This is a genomic window from Providencia sp. M-27, from assembly GCF_011077905.1.
In the GTDB taxonomy this organism is placed as follows: Bacteria; Pseudomonadota; Gammaproteobacteria; order Enterobacterales; family Enterobacteriaceae; genus Providencia; species Providencia huaxiensis.
On sequence record NZ_JAALBT010000001.1, the window covers coordinates 565069 to 586778 of the forward strand.

Annotated in this window: 21 protein-coding genes; 14 read left to right on the forward strand and 7 right to left on the reverse strand. The window is 43.5% G+C overall.

Going from position 1 to position 21710, the window contains the following annotated elements:
- Nucleotides 1-9: 9 nt before the first annotated feature.
- Genes G6Q48_RS02655 through G6Q48_RS02680 form a run of 6 tightly spaced genes read right to left on the reverse strand, consistent with a single transcriptional unit; the run spans nucleotide 10 to nucleotide 4399 of the window.
- Nucleotides 10-675: an urease accessory protein UreF gene (locus tag G6Q48_RS02655; RefSeq protein ID WP_102137873.1), complete on the reverse strand. Its 666-nt coding sequence runs from the start codon at nucleotides 673-675 to the stop codon at nucleotides 10-12.
- Between the two features lie 21 nt (nucleotides 676-696).
- Nucleotides 697-1179, reverse strand: a complete 483-nt coding sequence (ureE, locus tag G6Q48_RS02660) for an urease accessory protein UreE (protein ID WP_166264371.1) — start codon at nucleotides 1177-1179, stop codon at nucleotides 697-699.
- Between the two features lie 21 nt (nucleotides 1180-1200).
- The gene (gene ureC / locus G6Q48_RS02665; protein ID WP_102137871.1) at nucleotides 1201-2904 is read right to left on the reverse strand and encodes an urease subunit alpha; all 1704 of its coding nucleotides are present in this window, start codon (nucleotides 2902-2904) and stop codon (nucleotides 1201-1203) included.
- 2 nt (nucleotides 2905-2906) lie between these two features.
- Nucleotides 2907-3230 (reverse strand): urease subunit beta, encoded by a 324-nt coding sequence (locus G6Q48_RS02670; protein WP_102137870.1) that lies wholly within the window; start codon nucleotides 3228-3230, stop codon nucleotides 2907-2909.
- A gap of 8 nt (nucleotides 3231-3238) precedes the next feature.
- Complete coding sequence (locus G6Q48_RS02675; protein WP_004908484.1) at nucleotides 3239-3541, reverse strand: urease subunit gamma; 303 nt, start codon at nucleotides 3539-3541, stop codon at nucleotides 3239-3241.
- Nucleotides 3542-3562: 21 nt separating this feature from the next.
- Nucleotides 3563-4399: an urease accessory protein UreD gene (locus G6Q48_RS02680; RefSeq protein ID WP_166264373.1), complete on the reverse strand. Its 837-nt coding sequence runs from the start codon at nucleotides 4397-4399 to the stop codon at nucleotides 3563-3565.
- A 410-nt stretch (nucleotides 4400-4809) separates the two neighbouring features.
- On the opposite strand from G6Q48_RS02680, the gene G6Q48_RS02685 reads away from it, so the two are divergent.
- From G6Q48_RS02685 to G6Q48_RS02715, 7 genes are all read left to right on the forward strand, one after another.
- Nucleotides 4810-5700, forward strand: coding sequence for an AraC family transcriptional regulator (locus tag G6Q48_RS02685; RefSeq protein WP_102137868.1), 891 nt, complete (start codon nucleotides 4810-4812; stop codon nucleotides 5698-5700).
- Between the two features lie 240 nt (nucleotides 5701-5940).
- Nucleotides 5941-7494, forward strand: a complete 1554-nt coding sequence (locus G6Q48_RS02690; RefSeq protein ID WP_242685775.1) for an ABC transporter substrate-binding protein — start codon at nucleotides 5941-5943, stop codon at nucleotides 7492-7494.
- Nucleotides 7494-8456, forward strand: coding sequence for an ABC transporter permease (locus G6Q48_RS02695; RefSeq protein ID WP_166264377.1), 963 nt, complete (start codon nucleotides 7494-7496; stop codon nucleotides 8454-8456). Before G6Q48_RS02690 ends, G6Q48_RS02695 begins: the two co-directional genes overlap by 1 nt.
- Before the next feature lie 2 nt (nucleotides 8457-8458).
- Nucleotides 8459-9271: an ABC transporter permease gene (locus G6Q48_RS02700; protein WP_102137865.1), complete on the forward strand. Its 813-nt coding sequence runs from the start codon at nucleotides 8459-8461 to the stop codon at nucleotides 9269-9271.
- On the forward strand, nucleotides 9265-10041 hold the full coding sequence (locus G6Q48_RS02705) for an ATP-binding cassette domain-containing protein (protein ID WP_166264379.1): 777 nt from the start codon (nucleotides 9265-9267) through the stop codon (nucleotides 10039-10041). Before G6Q48_RS02700 ends, G6Q48_RS02705 begins: the two co-directional genes overlap by 7 nt.
- Before the next feature lie 14 nt (nucleotides 10042-10055).
- Nucleotides 10056-10655, forward strand: coding sequence for an ATP-binding cassette domain-containing protein (locus tag G6Q48_RS02710; protein WP_166264509.1), 600 nt, complete (start codon nucleotides 10056-10058; stop codon nucleotides 10653-10655).
- 195 nt (nucleotides 10656-10850) lie between these two features.
- Complete coding sequence (locus G6Q48_RS02715) at nucleotides 10851-12908, forward strand: TonB-dependent receptor family protein (protein ID WP_166264381.1); 2058 nt, start codon at nucleotides 10851-10853, stop codon at nucleotides 12906-12908.
- Between the two features lie 38 nt (nucleotides 12909-12946).
- Here the strand turns inward: G6Q48_RS02715 and G6Q48_RS02720 are convergent, their stop codons facing one another.
- Nucleotides 12947-13663, reverse strand: a complete 717-nt coding sequence (locus G6Q48_RS02720; protein WP_102137860.1) for a Crp/Fnr family transcriptional regulator — start codon at nucleotides 13661-13663, stop codon at nucleotides 12947-12949.
- A gap of 95 nt (nucleotides 13664-13758) precedes the next feature.
- On the opposite strand from G6Q48_RS02720, the gene G6Q48_RS02725 reads away from it, so the two are divergent.
- From G6Q48_RS02725 to G6Q48_RS02755, 7 genes are all read left to right on the forward strand, one after another.
- Complete coding sequence (locus G6Q48_RS02725) at nucleotides 13759-14847, forward strand: ABC transporter substrate-binding protein (protein ID WP_166264383.1); 1089 nt, start codon at nucleotides 13759-13761, stop codon at nucleotides 14845-14847.
- Nucleotides 14840-15859 carry an iron chelate uptake ABC transporter family permease subunit gene (locus G6Q48_RS02730; RefSeq protein WP_166264385.1) on the forward strand — a complete coding sequence of 340 codons (1020 nt, stop codon included), beginning with the start codon at nucleotides 14840-14842 and terminating at the stop codon, nucleotides 15857-15859. Before G6Q48_RS02725 ends, G6Q48_RS02730 begins: the two co-directional genes overlap by 8 nt.
- Nucleotides 15856-16596, forward strand: a complete 741-nt coding sequence (locus G6Q48_RS02735) for an ABC transporter ATP-binding protein (protein ID WP_166264387.1) — start codon at nucleotides 15856-15858, stop codon at nucleotides 16594-16596. Before G6Q48_RS02730 ends, G6Q48_RS02735 begins: the two co-directional genes overlap by 4 nt.
- A 36-nt stretch (nucleotides 16597-16632) precedes the next feature.
- Complete coding sequence (locus G6Q48_RS02740; RefSeq protein ID WP_102137856.1) at nucleotides 16633-16998, forward strand: cupin domain-containing protein; 366 nt, start codon at nucleotides 16633-16635, stop codon at nucleotides 16996-16998.
- A 13-nt stretch (nucleotides 16999-17011) separates the two neighbouring features.
- A complete protein-coding gene (locus G6Q48_RS02745) occupies nucleotides 17012-17782 on the forward strand; it encodes a class I SAM-dependent methyltransferase (protein ID WP_166264389.1) in 771 nt (256 codons plus the stop codon).
- A 214-nt stretch (nucleotides 17783-17996) separates the two neighbouring features.
- Entirely contained in the window at nucleotides 17997-20198 is a 2202-nt protein-coding gene (locus tag G6Q48_RS02750; protein WP_166264391.1) for a TonB-dependent siderophore receptor, read from the forward strand.
- 120 nt (nucleotides 20199-20318) lie between these two features.
- Nucleotides 20319-21419: an ABC transporter substrate-binding protein gene (locus tag G6Q48_RS02755; protein WP_166264393.1), complete on the forward strand. Its 1101-nt coding sequence runs from the start codon at nucleotides 20319-20321 to the stop codon at nucleotides 21417-21419.
- Nucleotides 21420-21710 lie beyond the last annotated feature (291 nt).

The window sequence follows — 21710 nt, forward strand, 5'->3', positions numbered from 1 at the left end:
AGCATTTTCTCATGAACGAAAAAGTCGTGTGTATTGGGTTTCATGCCGACTACTGGCAATAATTTGTGCTGGGGTAAAGCTGCCAATATCGTCTATTGGCCAGATTGCCGATTGCGTGACCACCTCGGGTATGCGTTCAGCAAGGGTAAATAAGATGTTTTGCCCTGCGCTTTGCCCTAAAGGGATAAGCTTAACACCTGACATCACTGTGTTTTCAAGCCAGCCCCATGCATATGCGGCACATAATTTTTCAACGTCAATCTGCCAATTTACCGCAGCGAGGGCGAAGGCCATTAGCTGAGTTTGTTTAACGCAGCTCAATGTGGTTGTATCAAGCTCAATACCCAGCTGAGGTAGCAAACGGGCAAATGCAATGCCGCGCTGGCGCTCCTCTGACCGTAGTTCTTTGGTTTCACGGCTGGCAATTATAAATTCACACCAATAGGAAACTTTTTCCATATCAGCACTCAATAAGTGGGTGTGAATTTGCCGTAAAACAGGGAGTTCCAATGTCGCAATCGCATGGGTCATTTGTGCCGTTAACCAGCTTGCTAGCGTTTCAGGCGTGGTTACCCAGCCTTTTTCAATGGCCCACTCTAAGCCTTGGGAATAGGTAAATGACCCAACAGGCAAGGACGGGCTGACTAATTGATATAAACGCAAATCCGCTAACATGGATAAACTTCCAAAATATGATTAATGGTGATGATGATCATCGTGATCGTGATGATGGTGGTGATGCCCACCGGATGAACCACCATAAGCCCCCGGCTCTGGTTGGTATTTTTCCAAACCAACACTGACGGTCGCACCAAGCACACGAGCCATATCATCTAAGACATGGTCATGAAAATAACGACACCAGCCTGCTTCGATTTGCAGCGGTACGTGGCGGTTACCTAAGTGATAACAAACACGCGCTAACAGAAGAGGGTCATCACTATAAACGGTTGATACTTGCTCTTTTGCCGCTTCGATGGTGACTAACTCACCCTCTTCAGTGGCTAAGATATCGCCTTCTTTAAGCACGGTACCACGTGGCAGAAACAACCCGGCTTCTTGGCCATCGCTTAAGGTGACTTTTAAGCGGCTCTTTGTGCGCTCATCCATAGTCAAACACAAGGATAACTCAGTGTGTGATGCTTGGTGGTTATCTATAATTTTAATGAATTTTTTCATGTTCGAGTTCTTTCGTCGGGGTCAGAATAAAAAGTAACGTTGTGCCATCGGCAGCTCAATTGCAGGCTCACAAACTAATGGAATACCATCGGCTTTTACGATGTAAGTCTGCGGGTCCAGCTCAATATGCGGCACATAACTATTGTGGATCATGGATGCCTTGCTAATATTTCGGCAGCCTTCCACACGACCAATTTTGCTCTGCAAACCGAGTTTTTCAGGCACGCCAGCATCAATCCCCGCTTTCGACATAAAAATCATCGACGTTTGGTATTTGGCTTTACCTAATGTGCCAAACATTGGACGGTAGTGCACAGGTTGAGGCGTTGGGATAGCCGCGTTGATATCTCCCATAGGGGCATAAGCAACCATGCCGCCTTTCATGATCAAGGCGGGCTTGATGCCAAAAAATGCGGGATCCCACAAGACGATATCCGCAAGTTTACCTTTTCCAATCGACCCGACCTCATGGGCAATACCGTGGGCGATAGCGGGGTTAATGGTGTATTTCGCCACGTAACGTTTGATGCGGTTATTGTCGTTTTCTGGTGTATCGCCTTCTAAAGTTCCTCGCTGTAATTTCATTTTATGAGCGCATTGCCAAGTACGAGTAATCACTTCACCAACACGCCCCATGGCTTGTGAGTCCGAAGACATGACTGAAATGGCGCCCATATCATGCAAAATATCTTCAGCGGCGATGGTTTCACGGCGAATACGGGACTCAGCAAATGCCACATCTTCAGGAATGGACGGGTCTAAGTGGTGGCAAACCATCAACATATCCAAATGCTCATCAACGGTATTGATGGTGTATGGCATGGTTGGATTAGTTGACGCAGGCAGAATATTGGGCTCTCCCACCGATTTGATCACATCAGGGGCGTGGCCGCCACCAGCACCTTCGGTGTGGAACACGTGGATCACACGCCCAGCGATGGCTTTTACGGTTTCTTCATAAAAACCGCCTTCGTTTAATGTATCGGAGTGGATGGCGACTTGGACATCCATTTCATCAGCCACATTCAAGCAGTTATGGATAGCCATCGGGGTCGCGCCCCAGTCTTCGTGGATTTTCAAGCCGATTGCTCCCGCTTCAATTTGTTCGCGGATAGCCTCGGGTTTACTGACGCAGCCTTTCCCAAACAAACCGACATTAATCGGCAGCTCGTCCACCGCTTGTAACATGCGGTACATATTCCAAATACCAGGCGTGACGGTCGTGGCATTGGTGCCCGCGACAGGGCCGGTTCCGCCACCAATAAAGGTGGTGACGCCTGACACTAAGCCTTCTTCAGCCTGTTGTGGGCAAATAAAGTGAATATGGGTATCAACGCCACCCGCGGTGATAATTTTGCCTTCGCCTGCAACCACTTCAGTACCGGGGCCAATCACGATATCGACATTCGGCTGCACGTCAGGGTTGCCAGCTTTACCAATACCCGCAATGCGGCCATTTTTAATGCCAATATCGGCTTTAACAATGCCCCAATGGTCTAGAATAATGGCGTTGGTGATTATCACATCAACGCATTGGTCGCTGGTTACTTGGCTTTGTCCCATACCGTCACGAATGACCTTACCGCCACCAAATTTGACCTCTTCACCATAAGTCGTGAAATCTTTTTCAATTTCTAAAAATAATTCTGTGTCTGCTAAGCGTAGGCGGTCACCCGTTGTTGGGCCAAACATATCCGCATAGGCTTGCCGTGAGATGGTTTTCATGATTATTTCTCACTCTCTAATTTTCCCATGATCTTGCCATGGAAACCGTAAATTTCTCTTTTACCGCTAAATGCGACTAACTCAACAGTGCGACTCTGTCCGGGCTCAAAACGAACGGCCATTCCCGCAGGGATATTTAAACGAAACCCAAGCGTGCCTTCACGTGCAAATTTTAGCGCTTCGTTCGCTTCGTAAAAATGGTAGTGAGAGCCAATTTGTATCGGGCGGTCGCCTGTATTTGCGACGAGGATTATTTGGGTTTCTCGGCCTGCATTGAGTTCGATGTCACCTAAAGCTTGATTGACTTTAATTTCACCGGGGATCATGTTGCCTCCTATACAATTGGGTCGTGGATAGAAACCAACTTTGTGCCATCAGGAAATGTACATTCCACTTGGATGTCTTTGATCATTTCTGGCACGCCTTCCATTACTTGCTCTGCGGTTAACACGGTTCTGCCTTCGCTCATTAATTGGGCAACCGTTTTGCCATCGCGGGCACCTTCCATAATCGCACAACTGATTAGCGCGACCGCTTCAGGGTAATTGAGCTTTAATCCACGCGCTAAACGCCTTTCTGCGACGAGGCCTGCCGTAAAAAGCAATAATTTATCTTTTTCTCTTGGGGTTAGTTCCATTTTTTGCTCCTAAAAAAACGTTTATGTTGCCCAAATACGCGGTGGCTCAGGGCAATAACCTAACCAGTATTGCCTTGTTGCCTGCCAAATATGGGCAAAACAGGCCATCATTGGCTCGGTTTGGGAGCCTAATAGCCGCAAAACTAAAATACCATCCACATCAGTTAGCCCATACTCAAGCGGCCTAGCATCTGTAGAGAAAAAACAGGCCAAGCTATCTTGAAGTTCAGCTTTCAACTCATCGCTGGCGGGGTAGATATACAAAGAACCGACCATGGGAAACTCACGCATGACAGCCGACTGTTTTTGAGAACCGTCGATAAAGATAGATTCCGCCAGGGTGAGCTTGTCATCAATATAAAACTGCAATCGGCCCCGAATATTACCGTTGTCGAATTGCTCGTTTAATACTGGGCGGCCTAAACACTGGATTTCCCAGCCGATAAATTTTGATGAACTTGCGATCCGCACATGGGTCTCTAAGCGAACTTGCGCCTCAGGGAAAAAAATGTTTTCTTGAGGTAACCACTCTAAGAACCCATTAGGTGCCACGGTTAAGGTTTGTACTTGCCGTGCAACACCGCCTGCACTACGATAAAATTTTGTCGCTCCAGGCGTGGTCAATAGCGCATGGGCGTGTGGTTGAACATCAATATTGATAAGAAGTTTATCCCCCCCGACAACGCCACCGGGTGGATGAAGTAAATACGTGTGTGCAATTCCTTGCTCGGGGTAGAATGGCCGCTGAACCATTAAAGGGCCGATATGTTGTTTATCCGTTAAGCGGGTGACGCCACGTTTTAGTTCATATCGTAAAAAGATTTCAGCTAACCAGCCTGATCCTGAAAAATCAGACATACTTTCTCCTGCAACTCAGTCAACTAAAAATACGCGAACATGTTTAGCTATAGCCCAAACAAAAATTGGGTACTTATGATGTAAAAGCTAATGCAAGTAGGGTAGGATGAGAATGAACACTAAAATTATTATTATGCAGTGTTGTCAGCTACATTTGTCTGCCGCGCGATTCTACACCTTATATCGAAATTTGCCTTTCAATTAAACAGCATTTTATTTAGAAAATATAACAACCATCAAAATAACAGTAAAAAATGAGCGTATATCTATATTGCGATTTCAGCGTAACAGGACTATATTCTCAGCCGCACTGATATGGGGTGGAGATGTTTACGACGTTACCTTATATCTATTCAACAATCCCTTTTCTTGGGAAGTCATTCTGACATTAACGGCAGTTTATAGAGATTATGGAATATAAATTCTTTCTTTCGAAAAGCCAAATGGTGTTAAAAGCGTTTTATATTGAAAGCGCGATGATAGCCATGCTAACTGGCGCGAAAGGAAATATCGTGATCAATGGCCAATCCATTGAAATTGAAAGCGATGTCACCTTAATTATTCCTAAATACAGCCAAGTTTCCTGCAATATTGTGTGTAACACCGTGAAGCAGCCGCTTGAGTTACACACCTTGTCGATGTCAGCAGAAGAATTACAAGCGGTATTTTTATTACTGAAAACATTGATGAAGTCTGGTGCGCCTCTGACTAGCCACCAACCGATTTACCATATTTCTCCCCCAGAAACCGTGAGAGATAACTTTAGTTTGTTAAAACAATGCTTACCATTAGAAAAACAGAGTGAATCCCAAGAAGCATTGTTAATGAAACAGAGCCTATATTTTATTTTAATGGCAATATATCAAGAAGGTATCGATATTCTGAATCTTTTTCGTTTCAATTATGATGAACCGAAAAACCAAGCGATTACCCATTTGATAACTCAAGAACCGCAAAAAAAATGGCATTTAGACGATGTTGCGAAAGCGTTATTTACGACACCTTCAACATTGCGCCGCCATTTGAACCGCGAAGGGGTGTCTTTTCGTCAATTATTGTTAGATGTTCGCATGGGGATGGCGTTGAATTATTTGACGTTTTCGAACTATTCTGTTTTTCAAATTAGTCATCGCTGCGGCTTTGGTAGCAATGCTTATTTTTGTGATGTTTTTAAGCGAAAATATAATATGACACCTTCCCAGTTTCGGTTGCAATCAAGGCAGTCGAATGACCCTAATTTTATTACTAATTTATCCTTGCGTTCTAACCCAATTGAATTTGACAAAGAAATAGATGAGTAGTTGTTAAGGTAGGTCAAATAACGACTTAATTTTAGCGGTTTCTCGATTAAATTCGCTGTTCTATTGATGTAGCGCCTAGCAATCAAGACATTAAATTTAATATAACTCATATTTGCTACCTTACACTTAGTAAATATCTCACCGATAGCGACATCAATGAAAATAACGACATTGGTGGTTTGAAATAAAAAATAAAACCTATCTATAGAGGGATGTATGATTAAAAATATCGTTGCAGCAATGTGCCTGATGGGGCTCACACTGCAAGCACAAGCAGTTGAACCGGCTCAATCACAAACTTTACGTTTAGCGATTGGTTCAGAGCCAACTGAGGGTTTTGACCCCATGCTCGGGTGGAGCCACGGCAGCTACCTACTGTTGCATAGCCCATTACTGAAACAAAAAGCTGACCTTTCATGGCATAGCTATATGCTTGAAAGTTATCAACATAATGCAGATGGTAAACAGTGGACACTCAAGCTGAAAAAAGGCTTAAAATTTTCCGATGGCTCTCCATTGACCGCCAAAGATGTGGTTTTTACCTATAACAATGCCGCAGCAAGTGGCGGTAAGGTGGACATGGGCAACTTTGCCAAAGCAGAGGAAATTGACCCACTCACCGTAAAAATCACGTTATCTTCCCCACAAAGTACCTTTGTGAATGTACTAGGCTCGTTAGGGATTGTTTGTGCCGATAAATATGATGCGAAAACCTATGCACATAACCCGATTGGCGCAGGCCCTTATCGCTTAGTCGCATTCCAGCCGGGGCAGCAACTGATTGTTGAGCAAAATCCATATTATGCAGGGCCAAAAAATGCCTTTGGTAAAATGGTCTTTGTTTTCCTTGATGAAGATGCGGCCTTTGCTGCAGCACAAAGCAATCAACTGGAAATCGTCCGTATTCCCGCTGCGGTAGCGGCAAATGCCAATAATGTGAAAAATATGAAATTGGTTGAACGCTATAGTGTGGAAAATCGCGGTATCTCTTTCCCAATTCCACCTGCGGGTGAGAAAGATGCTCAAGGTAACCCTATCGGTAACGACATCACTTCTGATGTTGCTGTCCGTAAAGCGATTAACTATGCACTTGACCGTAAACTATTGGCAGAATCCGTATTGGAAGGTTTTGCCGTACCGGCTTATACCGGCGTCGCGGGGCTGCCATGGAATAACCCAGACTCCGCTTTTAAAGATGGCGATCTTGAGAAAGCGAAATCCATTTTAGAAGAGGCGGGGTGGACGCTAAACAAAGATGGCTTAAGGGAAAAAGACGGCAAAGTGGCTAAGCTAACCTTATGGTATGCGAGTGGCGATACCACACGCCGCGATTTGGCTCAGGCTATTCGTTCAAGTTTAAAACCGATTGGTATCGAAATGGACTTAAAATCGGGGAGCTGGGAAACCGTTGAACTCAATATGCATGCGAATCCAACACTGTTTGGTTGGGGAAGCTTAGACCCGATGGAAATTGTCCATAATTACAGCAGCAAGGCTGCGGGTGTTGGCTTTTACAACCCGGGTTATTATAAAAATGCTGAAGTCGATCAATTGATTGAAAAAGCGTTAGCGCAAGCTGACCAAGACGCAGCGATCCCGTTATGGCAACAAGTGGATTGGAACGGTAACACGGGGGTGGGTATTAAAGGTGATGCCCCATGGGCTTGGTTGATGAATCTGCAACATATTTATTTACTGAATAATTGTGTTGATTTAGGCACCAGTGCCCCTGAAATTCACGGCTCTTGGTCAGTGTTAAATAATGTCGATGAATGGGCGTGGACCTGTCAGTAATGCGAACCGCACTCGGGCTTTTATTACGATTTATTTGCTTATTAACCGTAACGGCAGCAGGAATTTTTATCCTGCTGAGTTACTCGCCTATTGATCCAATAAAAGCCTATATCGGCAATGACTTACTGCACGTTCCCCCTGAGCAATATGCGCTCATTGCTGCTCGATGGGGGCTTGATCAGCCACTGTGGGTTCAGTTCTGGCGCTGGTTTTCGCAAGTCTTACAGGGGGATTTGGGCTATTCCATGCTCTATAACACCCCAGTAATTCAAGTGATTGCTGACCGCCTTGTGCCTTCTTTAGCCCTACTTATTAGCTCTTGGCTGTTCTCTGGCGTTGTTGGTTTTGCGTTGGGTTTGGTCGCGGGACGTTATTTAAACCGCTGGCCAGACAAACTTATTTCAACGTTATGCTATTTACTTGCTTCAATTCCTGTTTTTTGGGTGGGTTTGCTGTTGTTGTCTCTGTTTGCGGTGACATTACAGTGGGCGCCGATATGCTGTGCTTGGCCGATAGGCTTGGATGAGCAAACGGCAACATTTTCACAAAAACTTCATCATCTGGTTTTACCTGTCATTGCGTTGGGTATGTTAGGCGTCGGCAATATCGCACTGCATACACGTGCCAAAGTGGTTGAGGTGATGAGCAGTGAATTTATTCATTATGCACAAGCCCAAGGAGATAAAGGCTGGTCGATGATAGGCTTTCATGTCCTAAAGCATGCCATCACCCCCGCAATTTGTTTACAGTTTGCGTCTATTGGTGAGTTATTAAGCGGGGCATTATTAGCAGAGAAAGTTTTTGCCTATCCAGGCTTAGGTCAGGCGACGATTGATGCGGGGCTACGTGGAGACATTCCCTTGTTGATGGGGATCGTGATGTTATGTGCTGCGCTAATATTTTTTAGCAATACGGTAGCCGACAGCTTGCTAAAAAAAGTGAATAAGGGAGTGATGAGGTAGTCATGACATATAACCCGAATCGCGCTTTGCTTAAGTTAGCTTTCTCGTTGCTTTTATTGGTCATCGTCAGTATCTATGCGTTTGGTTTCTCCCTCAATGATATTGAAATGAATTTACTCGATAGGCGGCTGCCTCCGTCGTGGGCACATCTATTTGGTACAGATAATTTAGGGCGTGACTTATTTGCCAGAACCTTTCAAGGTGTGGCAACCAGTTTGCAAATCGGCCTTATGGCTGCCATTACCAGTGGTTTTATTGCACTTGTCATGGCGGGGTTATCTTCAATAAGCAAAGCCATGGACTATGTGGTGCGTGGTATTATTGATGCCATGTTGGCATTACCCCATCTTTTATTGCTGGTATTGATTTGTTTCACGTTGGGAGGCGGAAAAATGGGGGTTATTTGGGCGGTTGCACTAACGCATTGGCCAAAACTAGCCTTAATTTTACGTTCGGAGTTACAACGAGTTAGCCAGTCAGATTACATTATGTTATCTCAACGTATTGGTAACAGTGCATTTTATCGCTGGCGCTATCACTACTTACCCATGATTTTGCCGCAATGGATGGTAGGAACGTTATTAATGTTTCCCCACGCAGTATTACACAGCGCAGCATTAAGCTTTTTAGGTTTTGGTTTATCGCCCCATGAGCCCTCACTGGGCATTTTATTGTCTGATGCGTTGCGTTATCTCAGCACAGGAGCTTGGTGGCTGGTGGTTTTTCCAGGCGTTGCCTTAGTTGGATTAGTGTTATTATTTGACCAATTTGCCAAAGCCTTGCAGCAGTTATGGTTGAAGGGGGCCGTATGTTGAGTCTTGATAATCTCACCGTGGATGTCGCGCAATTTCGTTGGTTAGGGCGTAAACGTTGGGCGCCATTACTACAAGGGATTTCCTTGGATATTCAGCCCGGTGAGATGGTTGCATTGGTAGGTGGGAGCGGAGAAGGTAAGAGCTTGTTATTACAGAGTGTTTTGGGGTTGCTTCCCCATAATATGCGCTGTCGTGGCGGTATTCACCTTAATGGTAAAAAACTGACCGAACAAAACAAAGCGCAGCACCGTGGTAACGCATTATGTTATATCCCTCAAGGGGTTAGCGCACTTAATCCGTTAATTCGTATCGGCCCACAATTAGAACGTGCCGCTGTGTTAAGTGGTCAGCACATTAAAATGCACGATGTCGCGCGGCATTTACAGCAATATAATCTACAAAGCTCACTCGTGGATAGCTACCCAAACCAGTTATCTGGTGGAATGGCAAAACGGGTACTTGCCAGCAGTGCGACACTCTCCTGCGCACAATATATTTTAGCGGATGAAATTTCATCATGGTTGGATGATGACCATGCCATACAGCTACTCGAAAACATTAAATCGCTCTGCCACGATGGCCGAGGTGTTTTATGGGTCACCCATGATTTGTCCATGGCAGTGCGTTTTGCTGACCGTATTGCCTTATTGCGTAACGGAGCATTGGAAGAAGTGTTAAGTAGCCAAACGCTACAACAAGGTGGCGGTGGAAAATGGCTGCAGTCGTTGTGGAATGCGTTACCGGAACATCAATTTATGGCAAGTAAATGAGTATCACTGAACCTATTTTACAAGTAAATAATTTATGCATTGAACAAGGTGGGCGGCGGCTGTGGGATGGCTTTAACTTATCACTCGCTAGCGGTGAACGCCTTGGGATCTCTGCGCCTAGTGGGTTTGGTAAAACTACGTTGGGCCGAGTATTGGCTCAGTGGCAAAAGGCATCTCAAGGAACCATTTTGTTTGAAGGGCGACGGCTACCTCAACAAGGCTATTGCCCGATTCAATTAGTCCCTCAGCATCCAGAAAAAAGTTTTAACCCATACCGTAAGGTCGGTGCGAGTTTGTTTGATGCTTGGCAGCCAGACTCCCATTGGTTAGCACGTTTTTCAATTAAACCTGCTTGGCTAGAAAGGCTTCCCAGTGAGTTATCCGGTGGTGAGCTTGCTCGTATTGCGTTACTGCGAGCCCTTGACCCGCGAACGAAAATTTTAATTGCCGATGAGGTCACTGCGCAATTAGACGCTAATTTGCAAAAAGAGATTTGGCAATTGTTACTGAAGTTATCCGAAGAGCGGCCACTAGCAATGGTTATTTTTAGCCATAACAAAGCGTTATTAGAGAAAGTGTGTAGCCGTATTTGGACTGCGAATACACTACTATGAAATAAAATGGGTTATTAATCCTTTGATACCCACAGTAATTTAAAGTACCACTTGGCTAATTACATGTGTGATTAACCTGAAAATGAAGTTCACTCTAGGCATTTTTGACAAATGTCATAGGGATATCAATTCCCATCCTCTATTTTAAACTCCTCAAATGAAAATGATAACCATTACTATTATTAGGGTGAATATATGTCTTATCGTTTAAAACGGCACCAATTGGCGCATTGTATTGCACTCACTTTAGGCATCGGATCTTTGGCGACACCAATTGGGTTCGCTGCACCAGCAGTAACAGCAGATAAACTGATCGTCACGTCTTCAACAGGGCAAAGCCGCTTGGTACCGAGTGAACAGCAAGAAAAAGATAAACTCGAAAAAGTGGCAGGCGGAACAAATTTAGTGGTTATCGAAAAAGAGACTCGCCTTGCGACTTTACAAGATGCCCTTGATTACCAGCCAGGGCTGGTGATCCAGAATTTCTTTGGAGGGATTGACCAGCCGCGTTTGAATATTCGTGGCTCAGGAGTGCAAAGTGCACCGCTTGCCCGTGGTGTGTTGCTGCTCCAAGATGGTTTACCTGCAACGGATGCAGATGGCAGTTTTCATATCAGTACCTTAGAAATGCGTGATGCGCGGATGGTGAGCGTACGCCGTGGTGCAAATAGCCTGAACCCACAGAGCAATAGTTTGGGGGGAGAATTGGACGTGCTCTCTTACACAGGTCGAAACGAACAAGGCCGACTACGCTATGAGTACGGCTCTCATGGGCGCGAAGGGTTGCAAACGGCATTCGGTGGTGTTTCTGACGATGGGGTACTTGATGGGCGTGTTAATTTTACCTACGACCATTTTGATGGTTATCGAAAACATTCTTCTTCTCAACGCAAAACTTTACGCAGTAACTTTGGTTATGTGACCGATAACTTTGAAAACCGAACTTGGTTGAGCTGGACAGACTTGCGTTTTGACGTTGCAGGGCCCGTTTCCGAAGAGGTACTAAATAATAACCCAACGGATGTGTACCCGATGGTATGGTTGCGTGACCCACACCGTAATGTTGAGCAATTGCGAGTGGCTAACCGCACTGACTGGCAAGTGGATAACCAAGCGATTGGCGCAGGAGTTTGGCACATTCGTACCCATGATAATTTTACCACCCCTGCGTACTATCGCTTTAGCCGCAGCCACAGTGAAGGGCTGCAATTTACCTATAATATTGAAACTGAACCCGTTACTTATCGCACGGCACTTGCTTGGGACCAAATGACCTTGCAGACCGAATTAATGCAAAACCGTAAAGGAACACCAGCAGACAAAACAAAAATAGGTAAATATGATGGCCGAGCTGAAAACCTCTACGGCAGTGTTGGGGTGGATTTACATATTACGCCAACCGTGACAGTTAATTTAGATGTCAAAGGTACGCATGCACGCCGTGATGTGGAAAAACGGCAAAGTCATTTGTCGTTAGACCAAAGTTGGACATTTTGGACACCAAAAGCGGGTGTTATTTGGCGCCCAACAGAAAGTCAGCGCTACTTTGCCAATATCAGTACGAGTGAAGAACCAGCGACATTTTGGGAAATTATTAACTCCAGCAATGGAAAATTGACGAAACTTTCACCACAAAAAGCCATCACTTATGAAATTGGAGGGGAAGGGGATATCACGGATGCGTTGAAATGGAACTTAGCGCTGTATCGTAGCCAAATTAAAGATGAGTATATTACCACTTATGACAGTGCAGGAACTGTCGTGGGCGTGTTTAATTATGCCGCGAAAACTCGCCATCAAGGTTTAGAAGCAGGGCTTGCAGGACGCGTTGGCGCAGGGCCGGGAGATATTAATTACCGAGTTTCTTGGACTTATAACGATTTTCGCTTTATGGGCGGAGAATATAATGGCAACTATATCGCGGGTATTCCACGCAATATTGTCGCTGCTGAGGTGCTATATGAAATTGGGGATTGGAGTGTTGGACCGAATATTCATTGGGCGCCAACAGATATGGCTGTTGACCACCAAAACAACCTTGATATTCAAAAACGTAAACATTATGCCGTACTGGGACTTAAAGGCAGTTATAAGCCAACAGAGCAGTGGTCTGTGTATTTATCGATGGATAATTTAACGGATGAACGTTATGCGACAACATCGGTTGCTAACCAAACCGTCACCGCAAAAGACAGTACCTTATTCCCCGGTATGGGGTTTAATGTGAATGGTGGCGTAACCTATAATTTCTAATAATAAATAACGCATTAATATTGGTTAATGCGTTATGCCTAAAATGGACGCTGTGCAGAAATAGATAATTGCGTTAAGTAGTTTTCATTATGGATATGCACAGTGTCTTTTTCGATATCAATAAATCCTTTTTGCCGCCAGCCAGAAACCAACCGGCTGAGTGTTTCGTAGCGTATGCCTAATTTAGCCGCGAGCTGGCCTCGTGATAAAGGCAAAATAATATTTGAAGTCAATTGCTTGTGTTTTAAATCAAGGATATAAGCGGCTAGTCGTTGCTCCGCAGAACTCGAGGTTAGCCAATCGATATGGTTAATGTTTTCATACAGTTTGCTACTAAAACGCATGAGTAATTTTTCCATAATCTGTGGGCAAGCATGGCAAAGCCGCAAAATATCGCGTTTATCGAGTAGCAAGGCTTCACCGTCGGTTTTCGCCCGTAAACTCATCGGATAGCGGTTGTGCGGCATAAAAACCGCGGCGATGGCAACGATTTCCCCTGTACAAAATAAACCGAAAATTTTTTCCTCGCCCAGATAAGTGTGGCGGTACACCTCGATTTGCCCGCTTATCATTAGGGGGCAATGTTTGAATGGCTCCCCTTCATGGTTCAGAATTTCACCACTTTTAAAGCGAATATAGCCACAATTTTCCAGTAGTAATGCCAGTTTTTCATCTTCTACTTCATTAAACAGCAAGCATGATTTAAGGGCATTGAGCGATTGTGTATGGGGGAAAACGTTTTTGACAAATGTCATAGGTCATCCACTTACGTCGTCTTAGAATGGCTTGAGTATAAATGATAATCATACACATTATCAATTGAGATATTAGCAGAGAGCTGAATAACCCTATGATAAATAATGCTTTTAGACTAGCCGCTGTTTTTCTAACTATTGGTGGGATGGCCAATGCAAGCGCATCACAAGCCGTTGATTTCACAGATATGTCAGGTGATGAAATTCATTTATCAGCCCCTGCAAAACGTATTGTCGTGATCCCAATTCCCGCTGCTTCGATGTTAGTTGGCATGGATGAAAGCAGTGAAAAATTAGTCGGAATGCACCCTTTTGCAAAGGTTGCCGCTCGGGACGGCATGCTAAGCCAAATGTTTTCACCAGTTTTACAGGTGAATTCAAATGTTGTGGGGAATAATTTTACGCCAAATATTGAAGCGTTACTTAATGTCGAGCCCGATCTGGTATGGCAATGGGGGCACCGAGGGGATGACATTATCTCACCAATGCGAGATGCGGGGCTGACTGTTGCTACGTTAGATTATGGGCAAGAGCGCTATACGCAAGAGTGGGTTCGCTTAATGGGGCAAACACTTGGCCACAATGATAAAGCACAAAAAATGATCCAGTGGCGCCAAGAGGTAGTGACCTCACTCTCCTCTACAGCCGCTAAAATTCCTGAATCTGAACAGCCTCGAGTTTTATATCTTTCACACTTTAATCAAAGCATTCAAACGTTTGGTTCAACATCGCACAACAATGCGGATTTTGCGCTAGCGGGTGGAGTAAGTTTAAACCGTGACCTCACAGGGCCAAGAACCCTCAATATTGAGCAAATCCTGGTTTGGGATCCTGACATTATTCTCTTGGGGAATTTCGAAGAGGGGTTATCGCCAGCTGACGTTTATCGTAACCCTATGTTAAGTGAAGTCACTGCAGTGAAAAACCAGCGCGTGTATAAGCTCCCCATTGGTGGTTTTATCTGGGATGCACCAAACCAAGAGACCCCACTGTACTGGCAATGGCTATCAATGATTTTTCACCCAGAAACGATGAAAATGCCATTGCGGGAAGAAATTCGCCTGCGATATCAGCAACTTTATGGCTATGACGTTTCGGATGAACAAATAGACGGCATATTGCAAATGGAGATGAACAAAAGTAGCCAACACTATCTTTCTTTAATGGGGAAACCGCATGCGTAGGCCCCAATATCTTTGGCTTGTTTTCGCTATTTGCCTATTGTTGACTTTTGTTTTGGCACTCAGCTGTGGCCGCTACCCAGTTTCGTTTTCCGCGGTTTGGCATATTCTCTATGACACTATTTTTGGTAACGAAATGGTGGGGAACTATAGTCGTACAGAACAAAATGTTGTGCTGAATGTACGTTTACCACGTGTTCTGATAGCCGGTACAGCAGGGGCGGGGTTAGCCGTTGCGGGGGCGGCTTTGCAGGGGATTTTCCGTAACCCATTAGTTGGGCCACAAATTATTGGTGTTTCATCAGGGGCCGCACTCGGCGGGGCTTTAGCCATTTTATTATTTTCCTCTTTAGTTATCACCATTTCATTCGCTTTCATCGGTGGGTTGTTGGCTATCGTACTGGTTTTTTTACTTGGTTTGAATCGCCAAGGCAGCCAGCTATTAATGTTGATCCTTGCTGGAGTCATTATTAATGCTTTTTTTGCTGCATTAATTTCGTTAATTACCTATTTTGCAGACCCAAACAACACGTTACAAACCATTGTTTTCTGGCTTATGGGCAGCTTTGCCAGTGCGTCTTACCTCAAACTCAATATTGTTTTTCCGGTTGTGCTGGTCTGTGTTTTGGTTATTTTTGCACTGCGTTTTCGTATCAATGTGCTGTCCCTTGGGGAAGAAAATGCACAAGCCTTAGGGATGAAAATCAATAGTATCCGTTGGGCGGTGTTACTCAGCGTTACTTTGATCACCAGTGCGACAGTAGCGGTATCCGGCACTATTGGCTGGGTAGGGCTAATTGTTCCCCATATTGCACGATTAATGGTAGGGCATGACCACCGAATATTACTGCCTGCCAGTGCCGTCATTGGTGGGATTTATATGGTGGCTGTTGACACTTTCGCACGCAGTATGACCAATGCAGAAATTCCATTGAGTGTGATCACCGCACTGATCGGCGCCCACATTTTTGCGTTACTTATCCATACATTAAATAAAAAGGTGGCCGATTTATGATCCAAGTTGAACACCTTAATTTCAAAATTGCCCAACGCCAGTTATTTACCAACTTAAGTTTTCGGCAACCAAAAGGCAGTATTGGCGCAATCTTAGGGCCAAATGGTCGTGGTAAAACAACCTTATTAAAGCTCTTACTCGGCTTACAAAAAGGGGCAACGGGCAATATTTTATTGAATGCACCGGTCGCTTATGTTCCACAGCTTAGTGGTTCACTGTTTCATTATTCTGTTCGCACAATGGTGAGTCTCGGGCGTATTCGTCACCTGCCTTGGTATGCCTCACCTAATGAAAAAGATCACCAAATTGTAGAGCAGTGCTTAGCGTACTTAGGCATAAGCAAATTTGCGGACCAGCCCTTTAACTGCCTCAGTGGCGGGGAAAAACAGATGGTCATGATTGCGAGAGCATTAGCCAGTGAGCCAGAAATCCTGATCCTTGACGAACCGACTTCCGCATTGGATCTCGCCAACCAAGACAGTGTGCTCAGCGTATTACGTGACTTAGCCATACACCGCGGAATGACTATCTTGTTTACGAGTCATTATCCACAACATGCGCTGCATATCGCTGATTATTCACTGTTGTTATTTAACGGCAGCGGTTGTTTATTTGGTGAAACTGAACAAATTTTAACGGAAGAAAACCTGACACAGCTGTACCAATTACCTGTCGCAATTACGCCAATGGATTATCAAGGCCGGCAGACCCAAGGGGTCATTCCGCTATTTAGATAACTGAATGAAAACGATTGAATTAAGGAATATAAAACGATGAGCAATAACACAGTAAGCAGTAACACTATAACACCCGCAGAAGCGCTGATTATCAACCAGTTAATTAATTATACTGAACAGGGGATTGCTAGCCGTGTATTAGCGAAGAATGGCGGGGGAAATATCACCTTATTTGCTTTTGATAAAGGCCAAGCGCTATCTGAACACAGCGCCCCTTTTGACGCTATTGTAATGGTTGTTGAAGGGAGTTTACAACTCACCATCGAAGGAAAGCCTGTGATGGCTAAACCGGGGGAAATTGTCAGAATGCCCGCCAATATTCCTCATGCGGTAGATGCGCTAGAGCCCGCAAAAATGTTGTTAGTTATGTTACGTGAGCCTGAAACGGCTTGTACACACTAGCTTGGAGGTGCGAATGGACCAATCATTTACCGCCCATGAAGCTGGGCACAAATTTTTAGCGCGCTTGGGGAAAAAACGCCTACGCCCAGGGGGAAAAGAAGCCACCGAGTGGCTACTTAGCCAATCAGGGGTACACAAGAACAGCCAAGTTCTTGAAGTCGCGTGTAATATGGGAACCACAGCTATTGAAATAGCCTCCCAATTTCATTGCCATATTACGGGTATTGATATGGACAAGCAGGCGCTCGCTCAAGCACAAAAAAATGTGGCGAATAAAGGGTTAACAGATTTAGTGACAATCCAAATGGCGGATGCATCAAAATTACCATTTGAAGATAACAGCTTTGATGTGGTCATTAATGAAGCCATGCTGACCATGTATGGTGATAAAGCGAAAGCAAAGTTATTGCAGGAGTATTATCGAGTACTAAAACCGGGGGGCTGTCTATTAACCCACGATATTGCATTTAAGGATGCCCAAGCGGTACAAAATGTGGTTTCTCAAATGCAGCAGGCGATTAATGTCAAAGCGCAGCCATTACCTGAGACACAATGGGTGGAATTATTTCAACAAGCGGGTTTCCAGCAAGTGGTATCTCATACAGGGCCAATGACATTGTTATCACCAAAAGGGCTGATTTACGATGAAGGTATATTCGGTGCATTAAAGATTGTCCGTAATGCATTGAAGAAAGAAAATCGTCCCCAATTTTTGCGTATGTTCCGTCATTTTCGGCAAAATCGTGGAAAATTGAATTATATCGCTGTCGTTAGCGTGAAGTAATTAATAGGAAGGCTTTGCGCAAGGATGCGTGACTAATACTGAATAACCTTTCACTTTTTGTTGTTAATAATAATAATTCTTATATTTATCTTGATTCTTAGTTACTGTTGTTAATAATTATTTGATAAAATAATAAACAGTAATTTAATTATGCATTGTGATTTATTTTTTAGATTCAATAACAGCAATTCTAATAATGTAAAGGTTTAATTTAATGAAAATAAAGCATTTTTTTATTATCTCCCCTTGCGTTCTCCCTTTTATTTCTCCCTCTGTATTTGCCGTTGATAAAAAAGAAGAATCCATAACCGTATCCGCTACACGTGGCTATAAATCGGTTTCAGAAATGGCACAAACCACATGGGTGATTGATAATGCTGAAATTGAGCAGCAAGCTGAAGGTGGAAAAGAATTAAAAGATATTTTAGCGCAGCTTATTCCAGGAATGAGTGTCAGCGGCCAAGGGCGGACAAACTATGGCATGAATATGCGTGGCCGTTCAATGATTGTGATGGTTGATGGGGTACGCCTTAACTCTTCTCGTAGTGATAGCCGCCAATTAGACTCCATCGATCCTTTTAATATTAACCATATCGAAGTTATTTCAGGTGCTACGGCGATGTACGGTGGCGGTAGCAGCGGCGGCTTGATTAATATTGTGACGAAAAAAGGCCAAGAAGAAAAACAAGTTTCCCTGCAATTAGGTGGAAAAACAGGCTTTAACAATGGTAAAGATCACGATGAAAATATTGCTGCAGCAGTAAGTGGTGGTAACGAGAACGCTCACGGACGTGTTTCTGTTGCTTATCAACGCTATGGCGGTTGGTATGATGGTAAAGGTAATGCGATTAATATCGATAATACCCAAACAGGGTTACAATTTTCTGATCGCTTGGATGTGATGGCGTCAGGTACTATCAAAATCGATGAAAAACAACAGGTTCAAGCTGTTTATCAGCATTATAAAAGTGAGTCTGATGGTAAACACGGCCTCTATTTAGGAAAAAATTTTTCCGCGGTTAAAGGGCAAGGTGATGCTTATAACAGCAGTAAATTAAGTTCTGACCGTTTGCCGGGAACTGAGCGTAATTTGCTCAACTTACAATATTCAAATGCAGATGTATTTGGGCAGGATTTTGTTGCACAGGTTTATTATCGTGATGAATCACAAAAGTTTTATCCCTTCCCAACCCTTACAGGCAAAGATGTTACAAGTATCAGCTCATCGGATCAAAAAACCAATTTTTATGGAACTAAGCTGACGTTCAATAGCCAACCTATCGATGAATTAACGTTAACTTATGGTGTGGATGCAGAGCATGAGCAATTTCGCGCGAACCAAATGTTTTTTGATTTAGATAAAGCGAAAGAATCCGGGGGAATGGACTTAACTAAAGCTTTCCAAATTGGCCGCTATCCAAGCTATACCACGACGAATATGGCGACATTTTTACAAAGTAGTTATGACATTACGCCAATGTTCACGTTAAGCGGCGGTGTGCGTTATCAGTACACAGAAAATAAAGTGGATGATTTTATTGGTTATGCACAGCAAGAAGCCATTGCTAACGGCAAAGGTAAATCCGCCGATGCAGTACCGGGTGGGAAAACGGATTACAACAACTTGCTGTTTAACGCAGGGCTGCTGGTTAACCTAACCGAAGAGCAACAAACATGGTTTAATTTTTCTCAAGGTTTTGAAATTCCCGATATTGCTAAGTATTACGGAACTGGTGACTATGCGAAGACTCCAGATGCCAATGGCCACTATCATCTAAATAAAAGCGTTAACATTAATGATACCAAGGTAAAAGGAATCAAGGTTAACTCCTTTGAGTTAGGATGGCGCTACACAGGGGAAAACCTGCGCACGCAAGTTGCTACCTATTATTCATTATCTGATAGAAGCTACGGCATTAATAAAGATGACATGAGCATCTATATGAAAACCGATAAACGCCGTATCTATGGGGTAGAAGGTGCGGTGGATTACTTCTTTGCTGACTCAGATTGGAGTGTAGGAAGTAATTTCAATCTACAAAAATCAGAAACTAAAGTGGATGGTAGTTGGGAAAAATGGAGCGTTGATTTCGCGAGCCCATCAAAAGTGAATGCCTATATTGGTTGGGAGCCGAATGACTGGGCACTACGTTTACAAAGCCAGCAAACGTTCAATTTAACGGATGCGGCTGGTAAGAAACTTGATGGCTATAATACCGTTGATTTATTAGGAAGTTATATGTTGCCAGTGGGTAAAGTCAGTTTTGCAGTTGAAAACTTACTGGATAAAAATTACTCCACAATTTGGGGGCAACGAGCACAAAGCTTATATAGCCCTAAATACGGTGCTGCAAACCTGTACGATTATAAAGGCCGTGGTCGAACCTTTGCTCTGAATTACAGTGTGACGTTCTAGTTTATTTTCAAAACCTATTCGACTTGCTGCCAAACATAATATATTTGGCAGCAGTTTGAAGCCACTTTACAGTGGCTTTATTCATACCAACCTTTTTAAATTTAAGGTAAAAGATTTTCCATGAAATTATTTCTCACAGGATTATTGTGCTTACTAAGCTTTTGGGGGCAGGCAAAAACGCCAACGGTGATCACCGACTTACAAGGCCGTGAAGTCACAGTTAATCTTCCCGTTGAAAAGTTATTTCTGGTGGATAGCCGTGATATTTTGCCAGTAGATATTGCTGCGGGTAAAAGTGGGATATCTCGTATCACGGGTTGGAGTGATTCGCTTACACAATACGCACCAGATTTAAAACAAGCTTATTTCAGTGTGTTGCCTGAATTAGGCCAAATTCCAACGTTAAAGAAAACTCGTGAAGCCGGTCTCCAAGTTGAAAAACTGATCGAGTTAATGCCTGATGTGGTAATTATGCATAAGGCTAATTATGGTGCGATGCGTGATAGCCAAATTTTACCGCAACTTGAAGCCGCTGGTATCCAAGTCATTTTTATTGATTTTCGAATGGATATCGCGAAAAACACGCCAAAAAGTATTCTATTATTAGGTGAATTATTAGGAACACAAGAAAGAGCGGAACGATTTGCGAAGCTGTACCACGAAAAATTAGATGCGATTGAAAGCCAATTATCTCAGCCATTTCCAACTGTCTTGATTGAAGCGAATGCAGGGTTATTTAGCGATAATTGTTGTCAACTTTATGGTCGTTCAGGTTACGGTTCTTTAGCGGCCCTGGCAGGCGGAAATAATCTTGTTGCAGATAGCTTCCCTGCAAAAGGGGCTGAAAGTTCCATTGAGAATATTATTACATTAAACCCAGAATATTATTTACTGACAGGCGCCGATTGGCACAACTTTAATCGTCGCTCGCTCGCAGTAAGCTTAGGATATAATGCAAATAAAGCTAACGTGCAGAAGCAGTTATCAGTATTAATGGATAGACAAGGGATCTCATCATTAACGGCAGTTAAAGAAAAGCGAGTTATGGCGATTTACCATAATTTTTACAACAACCCGATGAATATATTTGCCATTGAAGCTATGGCTAAATTTATGCATCCAGAACGATTTAGCGCATTAAATCCAGAACAAAACTTAGTCGAATTTCAAAATCAATTTACAGAGATCCGAGAAACAGGGGTGTTTTGGGTGAGTTTATAGACAAAGTCACCCTTCGCCTTTTGAAGTATAAGTATCAAGATGGTAAATCATGTTTTTATTATCTTAGATACTTATTTTAAATTAAATTTTTAATCGGTTAGATATGATGTTTATGTCTTTTGAGTCATACTTCTTCTGTGTAAATGAACCAATTAAAGACCCTGCAGAGATGGAAGTAAAAGTAATATAGTTAAATATTTATGGCCACTTTTTATAAGTGGCTTTTCTATAAAAACAAATCTTATATTGATGCTCTAATTAAGTTGTCATTTGTAATTTATTGTTCTTATT

What these genes read in the sequence shown, in the direction of transcription:
- G6Q48_RS02655 (WP_102137873.1), bottom strand. Translation starts at nt 675, where the DNA reads ATGTTAGCGGATTTGCGTTTATATCAATTAGTCAGCCCGTCCTTGCCT.
- ureE (WP_166264371.1), bottom strand. Translation starts at nt 1,179, where the DNA reads ATGAAAAAATTCATTAAAATTATAGATAACCACCAAGCATCACACACT.
- ureC (WP_102137871.1), bottom strand. Translation starts at nt 2,904, where the DNA reads ATGAAAACCATCTCACGGCAAGCCTATGCGGATATGTTTGGCCCAACA.
- G6Q48_RS02670 (WP_102137870.1), bottom strand. Translation starts at nt 3,230, where the DNA reads ATGATCCCCGGTGAAATTAAAGTCAATCAAGCTTTAGGTGACATCGAA.
- G6Q48_RS02675 (WP_004908484.1), bottom strand. Translation starts at nt 3,541, where the DNA reads ATGGAACTAACCCCAAGAGAAAAAGATAAATTATTGCTTTTTACGGCA.
- G6Q48_RS02680 (WP_166264373.1), bottom strand. Translation starts at nt 4,399, where the DNA reads ATGTCTGATTTTTCAGGATCAGGCTGGTTAGCTGAAATCTTTTTACGA.
- G6Q48_RS02685 (WP_102137868.1), top strand. Translation starts at nt 4,810, where the DNA reads ATGGAATATAAATTCTTTCTTTCGAAAAGCCAAATGGTGTTAAAAGCG.
- G6Q48_RS02690 (WP_242685775.1), top strand. Translation starts at nt 5,941, where the DNA reads ATGTGCCTGATGGGGCTCACACTGCAAGCACAAGCAGTTGAACCGGCT.
- G6Q48_RS02695 (WP_166264377.1), top strand. Translation starts at nt 7,494, where the DNA reads ATGCGAACCGCACTCGGGCTTTTATTACGATTTATTTGCTTATTAACC.
- G6Q48_RS02700 (WP_102137865.1), top strand. Translation starts at nt 8,459, where the DNA reads ATGACATATAACCCGAATCGCGCTTTGCTTAAGTTAGCTTTCTCGTTG.
- G6Q48_RS02705 (WP_166264379.1), top strand. Translation starts at nt 9,265, where the DNA reads ATGTTGAGTCTTGATAATCTCACCGTGGATGTCGCGCAATTTCGTTGG.
- G6Q48_RS02715 (WP_166264381.1), top strand. Translation starts at nt 10,851, where the DNA reads ATGTCTTATCGTTTAAAACGGCACCAATTGGCGCATTGTATTGCACTC.
- G6Q48_RS02720 (WP_102137860.1), bottom strand. Translation starts at nt 13,663, where the DNA reads ATGACATTTGTCAAAAACGTTTTCCCCCATACACAATCGCTCAATGCC.
- G6Q48_RS02725 (WP_166264383.1), top strand. Translation starts at nt 13,759, where the DNA reads ATGATAAATAATGCTTTTAGACTAGCCGCTGTTTTTCTAACTATTGGT.
- G6Q48_RS02730 (WP_166264385.1), top strand. Translation starts at nt 14,840, where the DNA reads ATGCGTAGGCCCCAATATCTTTGGCTTGTTTTCGCTATTTGCCTATTG.
- G6Q48_RS02735 (WP_166264387.1), top strand. Translation starts at nt 15,856, where the DNA reads ATGATCCAAGTTGAACACCTTAATTTCAAAATTGCCCAACGCCAGTTA.
- G6Q48_RS02740 (WP_102137856.1), top strand. Translation starts at nt 16,633, where the DNA reads ATGAGCAATAACACAGTAAGCAGTAACACTATAACACCCGCAGAAGCG.
- G6Q48_RS02745 (WP_166264389.1), top strand. Translation starts at nt 17,012, where the DNA reads ATGGACCAATCATTTACCGCCCATGAAGCTGGGCACAAATTTTTAGCG.
- G6Q48_RS02750 (WP_166264391.1), top strand. Translation starts at nt 17,997, where the DNA reads ATGAAAATAAAGCATTTTTTTATTATCTCCCCTTGCGTTCTCCCTTTT.
- G6Q48_RS02755 (WP_166264393.1), top strand. Translation starts at nt 20,319, where the DNA reads ATGAAATTATTTCTCACAGGATTATTGTGCTTACTAAGCTTTTGGGGG.